At 61.8% G+C, this 16,730-nt stretch carries 17 protein-coding genes; 10 read left to right on the top strand and 7 right to left on the bottom strand.

Annotated features, from left to right (window positions below):
* Positions 1-2 precede the first annotated feature (2 nt).
* Positions 3-1,253 (top strand): ribonucleotide-diphosphate reductase subunit beta, encoded by a 1,251-nt coding sequence (locus tag KZH41_RS14235; protein ID WP_005788524.1) that lies wholly within the window; start codon positions 3-5, stop codon positions 1,251-1,253.
* A gap of 152 nt (positions 1,254-1,405) precedes the next feature.
* On the top strand, positions 1,406-1,894 hold the full coding sequence (locus KZH41_RS14230; RefSeq protein ID WP_094953836.1) for a DUF1289 domain-containing protein: 489 nt from the start codon (positions 1,406-1,408) through the stop codon (positions 1,892-1,894).
* A 60-nt stretch (positions 1,895-1,954) separates the two neighbouring features.
* Here the strand turns inward: KZH41_RS14230 and mdeB are convergent, their stop codons facing one another.
* Positions 1,955-4,633 carry an alpha-ketoglutarate dehydrogenase gene (mdeB, locus tag KZH41_RS14225; RefSeq protein ID WP_263275036.1) on the bottom strand — a complete coding sequence of 893 codons (2,679 nt, stop codon included), beginning with the start codon at positions 4,631-4,633 and terminating at the stop codon, positions 1,955-1,957.
* 191 nt (positions 4,634-4,824) lie between these two features.
* Here mdeB and KZH41_RS14220 point away from each other — a divergent pair, with 191 nt between their 5' ends.
* The 3 genes from KZH41_RS14220 to KZH41_RS14210 all read left to right on the top strand — a co-directional run bounded on the left by KZH41_RS14220 (position 4,825) and on the right by KZH41_RS14210 (position 8,479).
* Positions 4,825-5,751, top strand: coding sequence for a class I SAM-dependent methyltransferase (locus KZH41_RS14220; protein WP_094953838.1), 927 nt, complete (start codon positions 4,825-4,827; stop codon positions 5,749-5,751).
* A gap of 148 nt (positions 5,752-5,899) precedes the next feature.
* A complete protein-coding gene (gene pcsA, locus KZH41_RS14215; RefSeq protein WP_094953839.1) occupies positions 5,900-6,619 on the top strand; it encodes a phosphatidylcholine synthase in 720 nt (239 codons plus the stop codon).
* Positions 6,620-7,699: 1,080 nt separating this feature from the next.
* Positions 7,700-8,479, top strand: a complete 780-nt coding sequence (locus KZH41_RS14210) for a TSUP family transporter (protein ID WP_242155916.1) — start codon at positions 7,700-7,702, stop codon at positions 8,477-8,479.
* Here KZH41_RS14210 and nudC read toward each other — a convergent pair.
* Together nudC and KZH41_RS14200 are read right to left on the bottom strand one after the other, a co-directional pair.
* Positions 8,447-9,280, bottom strand: coding sequence for an NAD(+) diphosphatase (gene nudC, locus KZH41_RS14205; protein WP_263275035.1), 834 nt, complete (start codon positions 9,278-9,280; stop codon positions 8,447-8,449). The two genes, KZH41_RS14210 and nudC, sit on opposite strands and share 33 nt — an antisense overlap.
* A gap of 5 nt (positions 9,281-9,285) precedes the next feature.
* Entirely contained in the window at positions 9,286-10,098 is an 813-nt protein-coding gene (locus tag KZH41_RS14200; protein WP_242155915.1) for a crotonase/enoyl-CoA hydratase family protein, read from the bottom strand.
* A 192-nt stretch (positions 10,099-10,290) separates the two neighbouring features.
* On the opposite strand from KZH41_RS14200, the gene KZH41_RS14195 reads away from it, so the two are divergent.
* Positions 10,291-10,422 (top strand): hypothetical protein, encoded by a 132-nt coding sequence (locus KZH41_RS14195; protein WP_256589287.1) that lies wholly within the window; start codon positions 10,291-10,293, stop codon positions 10,420-10,422.
* Positions 10,423-10,481: 59 nt separating this feature from the next.
* Positions 10,482-11,036: a UPF0149 family protein gene (locus tag KZH41_RS14190; protein ID WP_094952354.1), complete on the top strand. Its 555-nt coding sequence runs from the start codon at positions 10,482-10,484 to the stop codon at positions 11,034-11,036.
* A 6-nt stretch (positions 11,037-11,042) separates the two neighbouring features.
* Here KZH41_RS14190 and KZH41_RS14185 read toward each other — a convergent pair whose 3' ends face one another.
* Positions 11,043-11,672: a lytic polysaccharide monooxygenase auxiliary activity family 9 protein gene (locus KZH41_RS14185; protein WP_083358232.1), complete on the bottom strand. Its 630-nt coding sequence runs from the start codon at positions 11,670-11,672 to the stop codon at positions 11,043-11,045.
* 330 nt (positions 11,673-12,002) lie between these two features.
* Here KZH41_RS14185 and KZH41_RS14180 point away from each other — a divergent pair, with 330 nt between their 5' ends.
* Both KZH41_RS14180 and KZH41_RS14175 read left to right on the top strand, forming a co-directional pair.
* Positions 12,003-13,259, top strand: a complete 1,257-nt coding sequence (locus tag KZH41_RS14180; protein WP_263275034.1) for a 3-phosphoshikimate 1-carboxyvinyltransferase — start codon at positions 12,003-12,005, stop codon at positions 13,257-13,259.
* A 32-nt stretch (positions 13,260-13,291) separates the two neighbouring features.
* A complete protein-coding gene (locus KZH41_RS14175; RefSeq protein ID WP_263275033.1) occupies positions 13,292-13,681 on the top strand; it encodes a hypothetical protein in 390 nt (129 codons plus the stop codon).
* Position 13,682: 1 nt separating this feature from the next.
* Here the strand turns inward: KZH41_RS14175 and KZH41_RS14170 are convergent, their stop codons facing one another.
* Complete coding sequence (locus KZH41_RS14170; protein WP_094952351.1) at positions 13,683-14,282, bottom strand: NAD(P)H-dependent oxidoreductase; 600 nt, start codon at positions 14,280-14,282, stop codon at positions 13,683-13,685.
* Positions 14,283-14,359: 77 nt separating this feature from the next.
* Between KZH41_RS14170 and KZH41_RS14165 the strand changes: the two genes are divergently transcribed.
* Positions 14,360-14,962, top strand: coding sequence for a TetR/AcrR family transcriptional regulator (locus KZH41_RS14165; protein ID WP_263275032.1), 603 nt, complete (start codon positions 14,360-14,362; stop codon positions 14,960-14,962).
* A 61-nt stretch (positions 14,963-15,023) separates the two neighbouring features.
* On the opposite strand, the gene KZH41_RS14160 is transcribed toward KZH41_RS14165, so the two are convergent.
* Both KZH41_RS14160 and KZH41_RS14155 read right to left on the bottom strand, forming a co-directional pair.
* The gene (locus KZH41_RS14160; protein WP_094952349.1) at positions 15,024-15,689 is read right to left on the bottom strand and encodes a GNAT family N-acetyltransferase; all 666 of its coding nucleotides are present in this window, start codon (positions 15,687-15,689) and stop codon (positions 15,024-15,026) included.
* 56 nt (positions 15,690-15,745) lie between these two features.
* Positions 15,746-16,630, bottom strand: a complete 885-nt coding sequence (locus KZH41_RS14155) for a LysR family transcriptional regulator (protein ID WP_263275031.1) — start codon at positions 16,628-16,630, stop codon at positions 15,746-15,748.
* Positions 16,631-16,730: the final 100 nt, after the last annotated feature.

Raw genomic sequence — 16,730 nt, 5'->3', positions numbered from 1 at the left:
CAATGCTGAGTTGGGATGAAGTCGACAACGAAGACACCGGTGCAGCGGTGATCAAGGGCGCCAACGCCGGCCACGCCAGTGAAGCCAACATGGACCGTCTCGACGGTGCCGGCGCCGCTGCCGCGCTGGAAGCGCGCAACGTGACTGCCAACGACTCCGCCGCGATCATCCGTGCCAAGGCCGCCCTGGACAAACTCGACGTCGCCGAAGGCCTCGCTGAGCTGGAAGGCTCCGCCGCCCGCGTCGCCGTTGACGAAAAGCGCATGATCAACTGCCGCGCCGACCTCAACCAACTCGTGCCGTTCAAGTACGACTGGGCCTGGCAGAAGTACCTCGACGGCTGCGCCAACCACTGGATGCCGCAAGAGGTCAACATGACCGCCGACATCGCCCTGTGGAAAAACCCCGAAGGCCTGACCGACGACGAACGCCGCATCGTCATGCGCAACCTCGGCTTCTTCTCCACTGCGGATTCGTTGGTCGCCAACAACCTGGTGCTGGCCGTGTACCGCCTGATCACCAACCCGGAGTGCCGCCAGTACATCCTGCGCCAGGCCTTCGAAGAAGCGATCCACACCCACGCTTATCAGTACTGCATCGAATCGCTGGCCATGGATGAAGGCGAGATCTTCAACATGTACCACGAGATCCCATCGGTGGCTAAAAAAGCCGCCTGGGGCCTGAAGTACACCCGTTCGATCTCCGATCCGAAGTTCGAAACCGGCACCGTCGAAACCGACAAAGAACTGCTGCGCAACCTGGTCGCTTACTACTGCGTCCTGGAAGGCATCTTCTTCTACTGCGGCTTCACCCAGATCCTGTCCATGGGCCGTCGCAACAAAATGACCGGCGTGGCCGAGCAGTTCCAGTACATCCTGCGCGACGAGTCGATGCACCTGAACTTCGGTATCGATGTGATCAACCAGATCAAAATCGAAAACCCACATTTGTGGGATGCTGAAATGAAGGAAGAAGCGACCCAGATGATCCTGCAAGGGACTCAGCTGGAGATTGAATATGCGCGCGATACCATGCCGCGCGGTGTTCTCGGCATGAACGCGGCAATGATGGAGGACTACCTCAAGTTCATCGCCAACCGTCGTCTGTCGCAGATCGGCTTGAAAGAAGAATACCCGGGCACCACCAACCCGTTCCCGTGGATGAGCGAGATCATGGACTTGAAGAAAGAGAAAAACTTCTTCGAAACCCGCGTGATCGAGTATCAAACTGGCGGCGCGTTGAGCTGGGATTAGTCCACGGCATAGATCTAAAAATGTGGGCGCGGGCTTGCTCGCGAATACAGTGTGTCAGTCGATGCATCCAGTGACTGACCCACCGCATTCGCGAGCAAGCCCGCGCCCACATTGGGTCCGTGGTGTTCTATAGACTTTGCACATTACTTTTTATGCCCAATCAAACCATCAAGACCCCCTGCGTCGGCCTCTGCTCTACCGTTTACGGTGATCTGGTCTGTCGGGGCTGCAAGCGTTATCACCATGAAGTCATTCAGTGGAATGGCTACAACGCCGACGAAAAACAGGCCGTGTGGTTGCGTCTGGAGCAGTTACTGGTGCAGGTGATGGCGAGCAAGCTGGAAGTGCTCGACCCGCAGCGCCTGCGCCAGCAGCTGGAAGACCGCAAGATTCGCTTTATGCCGCACCAGTCGCCGTATTGCTGGGCGTATCAGTTGATTGCGCGGGGCGCGCGGGTGATTTCCAGGCTGGATGCGTATGGCTTGGCGTTGCTGCCGGCGTTTCGTGAGCGCAACCTGACCGATTTGCGCGATGCGATTGATCGGGAGTTTTTTCTGCTTTCTGAGGCGCATTACGAGCGGTACATCGCGCCTGGGTTTCTGAAAGAGGCATTTGGGCCAGCCCTGATCGCCACTTTCTAACAAACACCCCAAAACACTGTGGGCGCTGGCTTGCCAGCGCCCACATTTGACTTGTGTTGTTCAGCACATCCAGGAACCCGCCCGCTCCGTCTGCAAGCCATAGCGCTCAATCGCCTGCTGACATACCTCCCGCGCCAAACGCCCCTGCTCCACCAACGCCGTGAGCGCCGCCAGCACGATGTGGTGCCGGTCCACCTCGAAGAAGTCACGCAATGCCGCCCGCGTGTCACTGCGGCCGAAACCGTCGGTGCCGAGCACGGTGTAGCTGGAATCCAGGTACGAGGCGATCATCTGCGGCACCGCCCGTACATAGTCGGATACGGCAATCACCGGTGCGCCTTTAGGCAGGCATTCATTCACATGTCTGCAACGCTTGTCGCCTTGCGGGTGCAGGCGATTCCATCGCTCCACTTCCCGCGCCTCCCGGGCCAGTTCGCTGAAACTGGTGACGCTGAACACCTCGCTCGCCACTTGCCAATCATCGGCCAACAACTGCGCGGCCGCCTGGGCTTCGCGCACCAGCGTGCCTGAACCGAGCAAGCGCACCTGGGCGGCGGCGGCGCCTTGCAGGCGGTACATGCCCTTGATGATTGCCGCTTCCACGCCTTGGGGCAGGCTCGGCTGTGGGTAGTTTTCGTTCATCAGGGTCACGTAGTAAAACTCGTCCACATCGTGTTCGAGCATCTGGCGCATGCCGTGGTCGAGGATCACCGCAAACTCGCCAGCAAACGCCGGGTCGTAGGCGCGGCAATTGGGCACGGTGGCGGCGGTGAGGTGGCTGCTGCCGTCCTGATGTTGCAACCCTTCGCCGCCCAAGGTGGTGCGCCCGGCCGTGGCGCCAAGCAGGAAGCCGCGAGCACGCTGATCGGCGGCGGCCCAGATCAGGTCGCCGACGCGCTGGAAGCCGAACATCGAGTAGTAGATGTAAAACGGCAACATGCGCAGGCCATGCACCGAATAGCTGGTGGCCGCCGCCACCCAGGAACTGATGGCGCTGGCTTCGCTGATGCCTTCTTCAAGGATCTGCCCGTCGGTGGCTTCGCGGTAGCTGAGGATCGAGCCGATGTCTTCCGGCTCGTAACGCTGGCCGACGCTGGAATAGATGCCGATCTGCTTGAACAGGTTAGCCATGCCGAAGGTGCGCGCCTCATCGGCGACGATCGGCACGATGCGCGGGCCCAGCGCCTTGTCCTTGAGCAGATGGGTGAGCATGCGCACGAAGGCCATGGTGGTGGACATTTCCTTGCCTTCGGCCGCCGTGGCGAAACCGGCGTAGCCCGTCACCGGCGGGACGCCGACAGGCGCGGCGAGCGGGCTGCGGCTCGGCACATAACCGCCCAGCGCGTGGCGGCGCTGATGCAGGTAGCGCAATTCCAGGCTGTCAGCGGCCGGTTTGAAGAAACTCAGCGACTCAGTCTGCGCGTCCGACAGCGGCAACTGGAAGCGATTGCGAAAGGTGATCAGCGCGTCGCGATCGAGCTTCTTCTGCTGGTGCGTAGTCATCTTGCCCTGCCCGGCTTCGCCCATGCCGAAGCCCTTTTTGGTCTGGGCCAGGATCACCGTCGGCTGGCCTTTGACCCCGCGCGCGGCGTGGTAGGCGGCGTGGATCTTGACCATGTCGTGGCCGCCACGCTTGAGGCGGTCAATTTGCTCATCACTCATGCCCTCGACCAGCTTGGCCAGTGACTCGCTTTGGCCGAAGAAGTGCTCACGGTTGTAGGCGCCGTCCTTGGCGGCGAACGTCTGGAATTGCCCGTCGACGGTCTGCGACAGCGTGTTCACCAGCGAGCCGTCGCTGTCCTTGGCAAGCAAGGCGTCCCAATCCGAGCCCCAGACCAGCTTGATCACGTTCCAACCGGCACCGGCAAACAACGCCTCCAGTTCGTCGATGATCCGCCCATTGCCGCGCACCGGACCGTCGAGGCGTTGCAGGTTACAGTTGACCACCCAGGTCAGGTTGTCCAAGCCTTCGCGCGCGGCCAAGGTCAGCGCCGACATGCTTTCCGGCTCGTCCATTTCGCCGTCGCCGAATACGCCCCACACGTGGCGGTCGGTGGTGTCGAGCAAATCGCGATGCTGCAGGTAGCGCATGAAGCGCGCCTGGAAAATCGAGCTGATCGGGCCGATGCCCATAGAGCCGGTGGGGAACTGCCAGAAGTCCGGCATCAACCACGGATGCGGGTAGCTGGAGAGGCCGCGTGCGCCGTTTTTTGGCCCGCCGATCTCCTGGCGGTAATGCGCCAGGTCGTTTTCAGTCAGGCGGCCTTCCAGGTAGGCGCGCGCATAAATGCCCGGCGCGGAATGCGGCTGGTAGAACACCAGGTCGCCGCCAAAACCTTCGTTACGGGCGCGAAAGAAGTGATTGAAGCCCACTTCGAACAAATCCGCCGCGCTCGCATAGCTGGCGATATGGCCACCGAGTTCGCCGTACGCCTGATTGGCGCGCACCACCATGGCCAGGGCGTTCCAACGCACCAGCGACGCCAGGCGCTCTTCGGTGGCGAGGTCGCCGGGAAAGGCCGGCTGTTGCTCAACACCGATGCTGTTGATGTAGGGCGTGCCGTGGCGGGGTTTCCAGTCGATGTGCGGGGCGCTGCCTTCGCGGGCCAGCAGGTCGAGGATCTGCCGCGCCCGTTCGGGACCGGCGCTGGCCACCAGCGAGGCCAGCGCATCACGCCATTCGTCCTGCTCTACCTGATCCAACGCCGTGTGATTGACTGCACTCGCGAAACCGTTCATGGGCACCTCCGGGCTTTTTTTCCAGTTTATGTCGGAGCCTGAGGATTTTTTGCCTGTTATCAGGCGCAGGTTTGAGTGTTTTGAGCATGAATCACTGCCAATCCATTTTTTACCAGCACGTTGTGCTCAAGCCACACGAGACGTTGCAACTGTGTTTAAAATGCCGCCCGCTCAATGACCGACGCTAACCGATGACCCCAGACGCACTCGCCACCCTGCACGCCCACCTGCTCACCGCCCTGGCCAGCCCGCCCGCTGAAACCCGGCGCCTGTTCCACGGCCGGGGCCGCTGCTGGCCGGGCCTGGAACAGCTGACAGTGGACTGGTTGCAAGGCGTGGTGCTGGTCGCGCTGTTCAAAGAGCCCGAGGCTACGCAGCTGGACGCGTTGAAACAGCTGCTGGTTGAGTTCGACTGGGCCCAACATGGCGCGCATACCGTCGCCCTGCAACATCGCTACCTGCCGCAAAGCACCACCGAGTGGCTGGTGGGCGAAGCGGTTGATGAGCTGACCATCACCGAGGGCGGCCTGCGTTACCTGATCGACCTGGGTAAAAAACAGAACAGCGGGCTGTTCCTCGATATGCGCTATGGGCGCAACTGGGTGCGCCAGCAGGCCAAGGGCCAACGCGTGCTGAACCTGTTTGCCTATACCTGCGGCTTCTCGGTCGCGGCCATCGAAGGCGGCGCCGACCATGTGGTGAACCTGGACATGGCCCGCGGCGCCCTCAGCCGTGGTCGCGATAACCATCGCTTGAATGGTCATGACCTGGGCAATGTCACCTTCCTGGGCCACGACCTTTTCAAATCCTGGGCCAAGGTGACCCACAGCGGCCCCTATGACTTGGTGATCATCGACCCGCCGTCCTTCCAGAAAGGCAGTTTCCTGCTGACCAAGGACTACCAGCGCGTGCTGCGCCGCTTGCCGGATTTGCTCACGCCACACGGCACCGTCCTGGCGTGCATGAACGACCCGGCGTTCGGCGAAGACTTCCTGATCGACGGCGTCACCCGCGAAGCACCGGGCCTGCGCTTTGTGGAACGGCTGCAAAATCCGCCTGAATTTCCGGATATCGACCCACAAAGTGGCTTGAAGGCGCTGGTGTTCCGTCAGGGTTGATGCTGAAACGTCCTACGCTTGCTACGCTAAGTGATACACCGGGTGGTGAACCTTATCCCCCCCTTCCCGGTCGATACCTGCATCCCCTGGCCAGACTCGACGGCGTTACGTTGTCGGCTGCCCTGTTTCACCTTTTGGAGAACCGCCCGTGATATCGACCCTGCATGTAGCCAGACTCAAAGCCTGGGGCGCCCACGGCTTTACCGCCACCGGCGTGGTGCTGGCCTTCCTGGCCACCTTGGCGCTGCTGGAAAACTCACCCAAGGCGTGCCTGCTCTGGCTGGGCCTGGCGCTGGTGGTTGATGGCGTTGACGGCTCCCTGGCGCGACGGGTGAATGTCAGCACGGTGTTGCCAAGCTTCGACGGCTCGGTGCTGGACTTGGTGATTGATTACCTGACGTATGTGTTTATTCCGGCGTTGTTTATCTACCGCTATATCGATTTGCCGGACTTTACCCACCTGTTCACGGTGTCGGTGATCCTGGTGTCTTCGTTGTTCTGCTTCTGCAATGTGAACATGAAGAGCAAGGACAACTACTTTGTCGGCTTTCCCGCGGCCTGGAACGTGGTGGCCTTGTGCGTGTATATCATCCAGCCGGAAGCCTGGGTAACGTTGCTGACCGTGATTGGCTTGGCGCTGCTGACTGTGACGCCGATGAAGTTTTTGCATCCGTTTCGGGTTAAGCGGTTTATGCCGCTGAATATCGCCGTTACCACCATTTGGTTGCTGTGCAGCTTTTTGATGGTGGTGGATTATCCGAATACGAATCCTTGGACGTTTGGGTTGTGGTCGGTGATGTCGGCTTATTTCCTGGGGATTTGTGTGTGGCGTACGGGGTTGGAGTGGTGGGATAGACGCCACGGTTGAGCTAGGTCGGTTGAGTACATATCCGTTGCTGCGGTAACGGCTGCTTAGGGTTCCGCTCTTACAGCGGGTCACTTTTGGAAAAGAGCCCCAAAAGTAACCAAAGGGCTCTTGCCCCACCACTCGGCACCTCGCCTAGGCTCGGTGTGCCCTCACTCCGGCTTTGGACCGTGGGCCGCCGCCATGGGCCATCCTTGGCCCATCGCGGCTAACCCGGCGTCCTGCCGGTTTACCCCGCTCCAAAGCCTGCGTTCGGCCAGCGTGGTTTAACGGGGCGCCTAAGATCAAGATCAAAAGCAAGAGCACGGCGGCCTAGTAGCCGACCTGAGTGGTTAAATCAAAAGCAAAACTGAGGCGGCCTGACAGCCGACCTGATATTTGAAACTGAACTCAATCTAATGTGGGAGCTGGCTTGCCTGCGATGGCATCAACTCGGTGTACTTGATGGACCGAGGTGCCTGCATCGCAGGCAAGCCAGCTCCCACAGAAAAGCAGAGCACTGCGGTGCTGGCAGCCGAACGCGGTCAAAGTTGTGGGAGCGGGCTTGCTCGCGAAGGCGGTGGGTCAGCCAGCTGATGTGTAACTGACCCACTGCCTTCGCGAGCAAGCCCGCCCCACATTGGGATCTCAGTACATCAGGCAGAGAGTGTACTGCCGTGCTTTTGCTGTGCTTTTGCCCTGTTTTGCTTCTACCACTCAGGTCGGCTACTAGGCCGCCGTGCTTTTGCTTTTGCTTTTGATCTTGATCTTAGGCGCCCCGTTAACCACGATGGCCGAACGCAGGCTTGAATCCGTGGGTAACCCGGCAGGACGCCGGTTAGCCGCGATGGGCCAAGGATGGCCCATGGCGGCGGCCCACGGATTCAAGCCGGAGTGAGGGCACACCGAGCCTAAGCGAGGTGCCGAGTGGTGGGGCAAGAGCCCTTTGGTTACTTTGGGGCTCTTTTCCAAAGTGACCCGCCGTAAGGGCGGAACCCTACGAAGCCGTTACCACAAAAATGGATATGTACCCAAAGCCAGAGGTACCATAACGCCCTTAGGCGCACCCAATTCGCTCCCCCCTGCCAACTATAAGCCCCGCCCATGCCCTTCGAACTCAGCGTTGACCTGACCACCCTCGCCATCCTGGCCGTCGTAGCCTTCATCGCCGGTTTCATCGACGCCATCGCCGGCGGCGGCGGCCTGCTCACCACGCCGGCCCTGCTCACCGCCGGCATGCCCCCGCACCTGGTGCTGGGCACCAATAAACTCAGCTCCACCTTCGGCTCCGCCACCGCCAGCCTCACCTTCTACCGGCGCAAGCTGTTCCACCCGCGCCAATGGGTGCACGCCATCGTCGGCACACTGATCGGCGCCCTCGCCGGTGCAATAGTCGCCCACTACCTGCCCGCCGAAACCCTGAACAAAATGCTCCCGGTGATCGTGTTCGCCTGCGGTGTGTATTTGCTCTTCGGCGGCACGCCCAAGGCGCCGCTGGACGCCGACGCACCGATCAAGAAGAAATGGCAATCCACCCAAGGCTTCGGCCTGGGTTTCTACGATGGCGTGGCCGGCCCCGGCACCGGCGCGTTCTGGACGGTCAGCACCATGCTGCTGCACCCCATCGACCTGGTCAAAGCCAGCGGTGTGGCGCGCAGCATGAACTTCGTCAGCAACGCGGCGGCGCTGTCGGTGTTTATCTTCAATGGCTCGGTAGACTGGATCGTCGGCCTGGCGATGGGCTTCTCGGTCATGTGTGGCGCGTTCTTTGGCGCGCGCAGCGCGATCAGCGGCGGCGCCAAATTCATTCGCCCGGTGTTTATCACCGTGGTCCTCGGCCTGACCGTGCGCCTAGCCTGGCAACACTGGTTCAGCGTGGCCTAAACGACGGGCCAAGTAGAGGTCAATCAAGTAGCGCGCAATCGAGCGTGACGCCGGCAACGGCGGCAGTTCGTGGATGTTGAACCACTGCGCGTCTTCGATCTCATCGGCCTGGGGCACGATGTCGCCACCGGCGTATTCGGCGTGAAAGCCGAGCATCATCGAATGCGGGAACGGCCAGCACTGGCTGCCCATGTACTGGATGTTCTTGACCTCCACCTGCACTTCTTCGCGCACTTCGCGGATCAGGCAGTCTTCGGCCGACTCACCCGGCTCGGCAAACCCGGCCAAGGTGCTGTAGACGCCGGTGACAAAACGCGGCGAGCGCGCCAGCAGAATCTCATCGCCACGGGTCACCAGCACGATCATGCTCGGCGAAATGCGTGGGTAGCTGCGCAGGTCGCAGGCCTGGCAATACATCGCGCGCTCGCGTGGCACCTGGGCCATGGCCTGGCCGCAACTGCCGCAAAACCGGTGCTCGCGCGCCCAGGTGCCAATCTGCGCCGCGTAACCGAGCACTTTGTACAGCGTGTGGTCGCCTTGCAGCATGAAGCCGCGCAAGCCCTGCCAGCTGCAGCCGGGTACTTCACTCGCCGAGTTGAGTTCCAGCAGGTACACCGGCTCGCCGTCGAGGTAGCCGATGCCATGTTCGGCAAACACCGACAGGTCCTGGCGCTTGAGCCATTCGCGCGGGAACAGCGGGCCGTTGGTGTCATGCAAAAAGCCTTCGCGGCTGCGGGCTACGGCCCAGCCGCCAGGGGCGTCGTTGTCCAGCAGCGTTGTGGTAATCCAGCCTGGGGTCATATCAGTCAATCCACGAATTCGGGTTTCTGCTTACTCATATGGGCCGCGATGGCCACGCGCAGATCGTTGGATTGCAACATAGCCGAGTTCCAGGTGGCAACGTATTCCAAACCATCATTGACCGTGTGGTCACGCATGTAGCTGATCATGGCCTTGGTGCCGGTCACGGCAATCGGCGACTTGGCGGCGATTTGCTCGGCAATTTCCATGACGCCGGCCAACAGGCTTTCATAGTCCGCATACACACGATTGACCAGGCCGATGCTGCGCGCTTCTTCGGCGCCGAATTGGCGGCCAGTGTAGGCCAGTTCACGTAGCATTCCGTCGCCGACAATCCGCGGCAGGCGCTGCAAGGTGCCGACGTCGGCGGCCATGCCGATGTCGATTTCCTTGATGGAAAATTGCGCGTCTTCAGCCGCGTAGCGCATGTCACAGGCGCTGATCAGGTCGATGGCGCCGCCGATGCAATAGCCGTGGATCGCCGCCAGTACCGGTTTGCGGCAGTTGTCGACGGCGTTGAACGAGGCTTGCAGCTCGAGGATCTTGCGCCGCAGCAGGCGCGCGTTACGGCCCACGTCCTTGCCGAACGCGTTGGCCACCGAGGCCAGCAGCATCAGGTCGATACCGGAAGAAAAATGCTTGCCCGCACCGCTGAGCACCACAGCGCGCACGGCATCGGTGTCTTCGACCCATTGGAAGATCTCGATGATTTCGGTCCAGAACGCCGCGTTCATCGCGTTGATCTTTTCCGGGCGATTGATCTGCACATGGGCAACGTTGCCGGTGAGTTCGACGACGAAAGCTTGGTATTCGGACATGGCAGTGATCCCTGACTGGCGAGTGATAAGGCCCGAACTATAACAAGGGAGCGCGACGGCGCATCGGCCAAAAACGGGACTGGCAAACGTAATGAAATGTTGTGTGCGCGGGCTTCATGCAGCGCCGATACCTTTCACCCCGCAGGCCCGCGTTATCGGCTATACAGTCAGGGCCCTTGCCTGGAGCCGCCTATGCCGTCCACGGCAGAATTTACCCGTATCGGCCATGACTTTCTGGTGCCGATCATTCTCGCGGTGGTGGGTTCGGTGTGCGTGAGCAAGCGGTGCCAGCACTGGGAAAACACTGGAAAAAAGCCAGCCTAAGCGCCATCCTTCGCGCTTTAAGCCGCCCGCAGCGGCGCTCGACGCTCAAAGGAATTGCCATGCACGCCCAACCCCTCGCCCCCGCCGATTTCGAATTCATCGAAGAAACCCTGCTCAAGTACGGCGACGATCACTCGGTGCTGAACCTGGCCGAACTCGACGGCTACTTCACCGCGCTGGTCTCAAGCCCGGCCCAAGTGGAAGTCGGTGAGTGGTTCCCGGCGATCTGGGGTGGGCAGAACCCGGACTGGGAAAGCGTGGAAGAGGCCCAGCGTTTCCTGGAATTGTGCGTACGCCATATGAATACGCTGGCAGCGCAACTGGCGACCGATGCCCAGGCGTTCAAGGCGCGCTTCGACGAAACCGACCATCAGGGCCAAGCCGTGACGCTCGCTGAGGAGTGGTGCTTTGGTTATATCCGCGGTGCCGCGATCGGCAACTGGCCCGAATTGCCTGCCGAACAGGCCGGGCAACTGGAGAAGATTTCCTGGTGCGCCGAGCAAGACAACTTCGAATTGCCGGCGGACCTGGATGTAAACGCCCATCAACAGCGGGTCAGTGCAATCGAACCGGCTGCGCGGGCGCTACATGATTACTGGTTGGCCCAGCGTTAACAGCGCTTACTTGAAATCCAGGTCAAACGCCTGATAGAACGCGTTGCCGGTGTTGGCCACGATCCACATCAACACCACCACGTGCCGACCTTTCTTGCCCTTGGGCAGCGTCACTTGGTGCTCGACCTTGGCCTTCATTTCATCGGCGTGCTGGTAGTACGGCTCCTGGGTGTAGAAATCCTCAAAGAACGGCTTGGCCTCCAATTGGGCGCGGCTGATGCGCTGCTTGGGGTCCCAGCCGTCTTTGGTGATGAGCCAGCGATAACCACGGGTGACGTGAGCGGCGGTGTATTCCCATTGCACCTTAAACACCTGGCCGGCTTCGACATTCAGCAATGGCCAATTGAACGAGGTGTTGAGCTTTTTACTCATTTCTTCGTCGGTGAAGTTGATGCAGTCGCGGTCATCGGTTTTGCCGCCGCTCAAGATATACCCGTCGGCAGGTGGCGCGACGCTTGGGTCATCAGTTTGGTAAGGCGCAGGGAATGGCCCGGCGGTGAGTGCGGGGAAGTTCTTGCCGCCTTCCATTTCGTTGACTTGCCAGTTGCCCAGCAGCCCACGCTCCACGGCCACCGAGCCACGGCTGGCGGGGGTCACGACACGGCCGTGTCTGAGTTGCGTCTGGGGTTTGTTCATTTCAGTCACTCCTTGATTGAATACGCACCGTCTTGGGGCGTGCATCGAACTTACCTCGCCGGGCGATATTGTCCAGCCGCTGCTTCTCTCGGAAAGTTCGTACATCGGCCAGGTTTCGCGGAGTAAAGGCCTTTGCCCTGCATCGGTAGGGTTGTTTGTCCTACCCAGTGAAGGGCGATACAGCTACAAGCAGTGTCCACACGCGGATCACGCCGCAAATACACGCCGTACAACGATCCCCGCTCGACAAGCGTGGCGTGTTTGGCTGATTATTCGGGTCCGCCCGTCGGCCACTCCACGCCACCTTGCCCTGATCAGGAGCCTTGTACCTTGAGTTCGCAGAAAACCGTGACCGTTACACCGCCCAATTTCCCCCTGAACGGCAAGGTCGCGCCCCCCGGCTCCAAATCCATTACCAACCGCGCCCTGTTGCTGGCGGCCCTGGCCAAGGGCACCAGCCGTCTGAGCGGCGCACTGAAAAGCGATGACACCCGCCACATGTCGGTGGCCCTGCGCCAGATGGGCGTGACCATCGATGAGCCGGACGACACCACCTTCGTCGTCACCGGCTCCGGCAAGCTGCAACTGCCTGCGCAGCCGTTGTTCCTCGGCAATGCCGGCACCGCCATGCGTTTTCTCACCGCTGCCGTAGCGACGGTCGAAGGCACCGTGGTGCTGGACGGCGATGACTACATGCGAAAGCGCCCGATCGGCCCGCTGCTGGCCACCCTTGGCCAGAACGGTATCCGCGTCGACAGCCCCACCGGCTGCCCACCGGTGACCGTGCATGGCGTGGGCAAAGTCCAAGCCAAGCGTTTTGAAATCGATGGTGGCTTGTCCAGCCAGTACGTGTCGGCCCTGCTGATGCTTGCAGCCTGCGGCGAAGCGCCGATTGAAGTGGCGCTGACCGGCAAGGACATCGGCGCCCGTGGCTATGTGGACCTGACCCTGGATTGCATGCGGGCCTTCGGCGCGCAGGTCGAAGGGGTCGACGACACCACCTGGCGCGTGGCCCCGACCGGCTACACCGCCCATGACTACCTGATCGAACCCGACGCGTCCGCGGCCACCTATTTGTGGGCCGCTGAAGTGTTGACCGGCGGGCGCATCGACATCGGCGTCGCCGCGCAAGATTTCACCCAGCCGGACGCCAAGGCGCAAGCCGTGATCGCCCAGTTCCCGAACATGCAGGCCACGGTGGTCGGCTCGCAGATGCAGGACGCGATTCCGACCCTGGCCGTACTCGCCGCCTTCAACAACACCCCAGTGCGATTCACCGAGTTGGCCAACCTGCGCGTGAAGGAGTGCGACCGCGTGCAGGCGCTGCACGACGGCCTCAACGAAATCCGCCCAGGCCTGGCGACCATCGAAGGCGATGACCTGTTGGTGGCCAGCGACCCTGCATTGGCCGGTACGTCGTGCAATGCGCTGATCGACACCCACGCTGACCACCGCATCGCCATGTGCTTTGCCCTGGCGGGTTTGAAAGTCGCGGGTATCCGCATTCAGGACCCGGATTGCGTGGCCAAGACCTACCCTGAATACTGGAAGGCCTTGGGCAGTCTTGGGGTCGCGCTGAGCGACTGAAGCAGCCGCGTCGGCATGGGGAGGGAATGCACATGACACTTCGCCAACCCTGCCCACCCGGCGCTTGTGTCTGCGAGCGTGAACAATTGCTGCAGGCACCCGACGCCGACGTGCGCATTCTCAACCTGACGCGCCAGGAGGAGAAAAAGCTGATCGAACGCCTCGAAGACCTCAAGAGCCTGCAAGACTTGGAACACATGCAACAGCGGATGTACGAACTTTTGGGCATCCGCGTGCATGTCGCGCCAGGCCATACCGAAGTCAAAAGCATGCGCGGGATCCATATCGTCATCGACGACCTGCCCGGCATGTGCCGTAAGACTCGGCAATCCATTCCGGCGGCGATTCGTCGCGGCATGGAGAAACGCCCGGAGATTGCTTACCGGTTGCTGGATGCCCACGATTTGTTTCGCGAAGGTTGAATCAGCCCGCTACAGCCTCGCCCTGAAACAGCCCCTGCCCTACGGCTTTGGCCGTGTGCAAATGCGTTTGGGCGCTACCGCCTTCAGACTCCAACAGCAACTCGGACGTCACCACCTGCGCCCCGCAGTAATCAAAGATCCCGTAGTCGATCTGCGTGCGCATCGCCTTGGCATAGCCGTGGCGATCAAATGCGCCGGCATCCGCCGCGCCGAGCGCCAGCAGGTGCACCTGCAAGTGCCGCAGCTTCTTCACCACCGGCGTATCGGGGCCATAGTCGATGGCCCAGCCGTTGACGAACACGCGGTCGATCCAGCCTTTGAGCACGGCCGGCAGCGACCACCAATAAATCGGGAACGCGAGAACCAAGGCGTCGGCGCGGTCCAGGCGCGCTTGTTCGGCAAGCACGTCGGCAGGCGGGGTGGCACGGCTGCGGTGTACGCGATGGTCGGCGGCGTTGTAGCGCGGGTCGAAACCTTCGGCGGCGAGGTCGGCGATCTCGAAGGTGTGGCCTGAGGCTGTCAGCCCCGCCGCCACCTGTGCGGCGAGGCCGTGGGTGAGCGATTGTGGGTCGTGATGAGCAACAACGATTAGTGCGTGCATGACAAGGACTCCCTTTCGGCTTAGGATAAGCTACTTTTGGTAAGTTACGCCGATTAAGTTACTTTTGGTATATAAGCATGTCAAGCACTGAATCCCCTGCCCCACGCCGCCGCCTTACACGCGAGGATCGCCTGCGCCAGTTGCTCGATGTGGCCTGGCAACTGGTGCGCGAGGAAGGCACCGAAGCCCTGACCCTGGGCCGCCTGGCGGAACTGGCGGGCGTTACCAAACCGGTGGTCTATGACCATTTCGTCACCCGCGCGGGGCTGCTCGCCGCGCTGTATGAAGACTTCGACGGGCGCCAGAACCAGGTGTTTGCCGAGGCCCTGGACACCAGCGGCGCGACGCTGGATGAGCGCGCGCAGGTGATCGCCGCGTGTTATGTCGATTGTGTGTTGCTGCAAGGTCGGGAAATTCCGGGGGTGATCGCCGCGCTGAGCAGCTCGCCAGAGCTGGAAACCCTCAAGCGCAAGTACGAGGCGATCTTCCTCGACAAATGCCGCGCTGCCCTGGCGCCGTTCGCGCCGGGCGCCACAGTGTCCCAGGCCGGGTTGCGGGCGATGCTCGGCGCGGCGGAAGCCTTGTCGCAGGCGGCGGCCAGCGGCGAGATCAGCCGTGACGAGGCGCAGCATGAGTTACTGGCGACGATCCTGGCCATGGTCAATCGCGGGCGTGTTTGAGTAATTTGTGGCGAGCGGGCTTGCCACAACAAGCCCACTCACCACAACAGCCCGATCGCCACTAGCGTTCAGCGATAAACCGCTGAACCTTGCGCGCCAGTTGATCGAGATGCCGATCACGTTGCTTCTCCGCATCCACCATCGCGCGCTTGCCGTGTTTTTGCAGCAGGTACGTGTGAATCTGCCGCACTTCCAGCGAGCTATAGATAGCCGCCACGTCCAGCACGCCCATCAAGCCATCAGTGCCGTAATCGCGGGTATTCATCAGCACCTGGGTGCCACGCGCGCCGCGTACCTGAAAGCCCATGGCCGCGAACGCCGGGACCTTTTCCACGGCACACGCCAACTCGGCGTGGGGGTAGCGCGCCAGCACGTCCTGCAGCATCGCGCGGGCCACACCCTGGCGCCGCCTACCTGCCTGCACCGCCATGAACGCGATGCCGCAGGCTTGCGGATCATCTTTCACCGGTAGGTACAGGCAAAAGCCAATCACCGTGTCCTCATCCATCGCCACTACCAGCTCAACGGCAATGCCCTTGGCGCCATCCAGCGCCTCCAAGTACAGGTGCACCTCAAAGCCGATGGCGTACTGGTAGATGTTGTAGAGCAAGTTGCTGGGCGCCAGCGCGACGCTGCTGATGTCGGTGAGGTTATCGACCACCAACTGCAGGATCTGACTGTTGATCGGCTCGGGGCACGGCGTGGTATAGCGGGTAAGGCTGAACATGCAAATTCCTGGGGTTTCGCGTCAAGGCAGCGGCGATTGTACCTGTTGCAGCCGCGTTATTGCCCGCACACCTCGCGCAAACAACCGCGCAGCCAGCGGTGGGCCAGGTCGGCGTCCAGGCGCGGGTGCCAGAGCATGGCCACGGTGAACGTCGGTAGGGATACCGGCAGTGCAAAGCTGAACAGCCCTTCACGCTGGTTGGCGGTGTAGCGCTCGGGCACGCTGGCGATCAGGTCGGTATCGCGGGCCAGGGCGATGGCGGTGGCAAAGCCGGCAACGAGAGTGCTGATCTCGCGCGTGAGGCCCAAGGCGAGCAAGGCGTCATCAACCTGGCCACGCGCCAGGCCGCGCCGGGAGACATAGACATGCTGCCCCTGGGCAAACCGCTCGGCGCTGACGGCGCCCCGGCTCAAGGGATGGCCGCTGCGCACCACGCCGACCAGGCGATCACGAAACAGCGCCTGGGTCAGCACTTCGGGGCTGGCGCTGGGGTCGACCACGCCGATGGCCACGTCGACGCTGCCTTCGCGCAGCAGCGCGTAGTCGTTGTCGGTCTTATTCACGAAGCGCAGCCGCACGCCGGGCGCCTCGTGGGCGATTCGCGCCAGCAAGGCCGGGCCGAGGTTCTCCACAAACTCCTCGCTGGCACGCAGGGTGAACGTGCGCACAACCTGGCCCATGTCCAGAGATTGCACGGGGCGCAGCACCGCCTGGGCCTCCTGCACCAGCCGGCTGACCTGTTCACGCAGTGCCAATGCACGCGGCGTCGGTACCAGGCCGCGCCCGGCGCGCACCAGCAAGGGGTCGCCGGTGGTCTCGCGCAAGCGTGCAAGTGCCCGGCTCATGGCTGATGGGCTCAGGCGCAGGCGCTGGGCGGCACGCGCGACGCTGCCTTCGGTCAGCAACACATCCAGGGTGATCAGCAGGTTGAGATCGGGCATGGGCAATCCTCATAAGGCGCTTGATGCACGTATAGGCTGCAAACCCTGCGCCTTCCGCCATAGTAGGCGAGGACGTAGATTGGCGACAGCTGCGTTCACT

Origin of the sequence: Pseudomonas sp. YeP6b (assembly GCF_025642995.1) — a bacterium.
Lineage (GTDB): Bacteria > Pseudomonadota > Gammaproteobacteria > Pseudomonadales > Pseudomonadaceae > Aquipseudomonas.
The sequence above is the reverse complement of the archived record's forward strand: the minus strand, read 5'-3'. Positions and strand labels throughout refer to the sequence as shown.

Coding starts and splice junctions, on each gene's coding strand:
- mdeB (WP_263275036.1), bottom strand. CDS start 4,633: ATGAACGGTTTCGCGAGTGCAGTCAATCACACGGCGTTGGATCAGGTA.
- KZH41_RS14220 (WP_094953838.1), top strand. CDS start 4,825: ATGACCCCAGACGCACTCGCCACCCTGCACGCCCACCTGCTCACCGCC.
- nudC (WP_263275035.1), bottom strand. CDS start 9,280: ATGACCCCAGGCTGGATTACCACAACGCTGCTGGACAACGACGCCCCT.
- KZH41_RS14175 (WP_263275033.1), top strand. CDS start 13,292: ATGACACTTCGCCAACCCTGCCCACCCGGCGCTTGTGTCTGCGAGCGT.
- KZH41_RS14210 (WP_242155916.1), top strand. CDS start 7,700: ATGCCCTTCGAACTCAGCGTTGACCTGACCACCCTCGCCATCCTGGCC.
- KZH41_RS14235 (WP_005788524.1), top strand. CDS start 3: ATGCTGAGTTGGGATGAAGTCGACAACGAAGACACCGGTGCAGCGGTG.
- KZH41_RS14190 (WP_094952354.1), top strand. CDS start 10,482: ATGCACGCCCAACCCCTCGCCCCCGCCGATTTCGAATTCATCGAAGAA.
- KZH41_RS14200 (WP_242155915.1), bottom strand. CDS start 10,098: ATGTCCGAATACCAAGCTTTCGTCGTCGAACTCACCGGCAACGTTGCC.
- KZH41_RS14185 (WP_083358232.1), bottom strand. CDS start 11,672: ATGAACAAACCCCAGACGCAACTCAGACACGGCCGTGTCGTGACCCCC.
- KZH41_RS14195 (WP_256589287.1), top strand. CDS start 10,291: ATGCCGTCCACGGCAGAATTTACCCGTATCGGCCATGACTTTCTGGTG.
- KZH41_RS14165 (WP_263275032.1), top strand. CDS start 14,360: ATGTCAAGCACTGAATCCCCTGCCCCACGCCGCCGCCTTACACGCGAG.
- KZH41_RS14160 (WP_094952349.1), bottom strand. CDS start 15,689: ATGTTCAGCCTTACCCGCTATACCACGCCGTGCCCCGAGCCGATCAAC.
- KZH41_RS14230 (WP_094953836.1), top strand. CDS start 1,406: ATGCCCAATCAAACCATCAAGACCCCCTGCGTCGGCCTCTGCTCTACC.
- KZH41_RS14155 (WP_263275031.1), bottom strand. CDS start 16,630: ATGCCCGATCTCAACCTGCTGATCACCCTGGATGTGTTGCTGACCGAA.
- KZH41_RS14170 (WP_094952351.1), bottom strand. CDS start 14,282: ATGCACGCACTAATCGTTGTTGCTCATCACGACCCACAATCGCTCACC.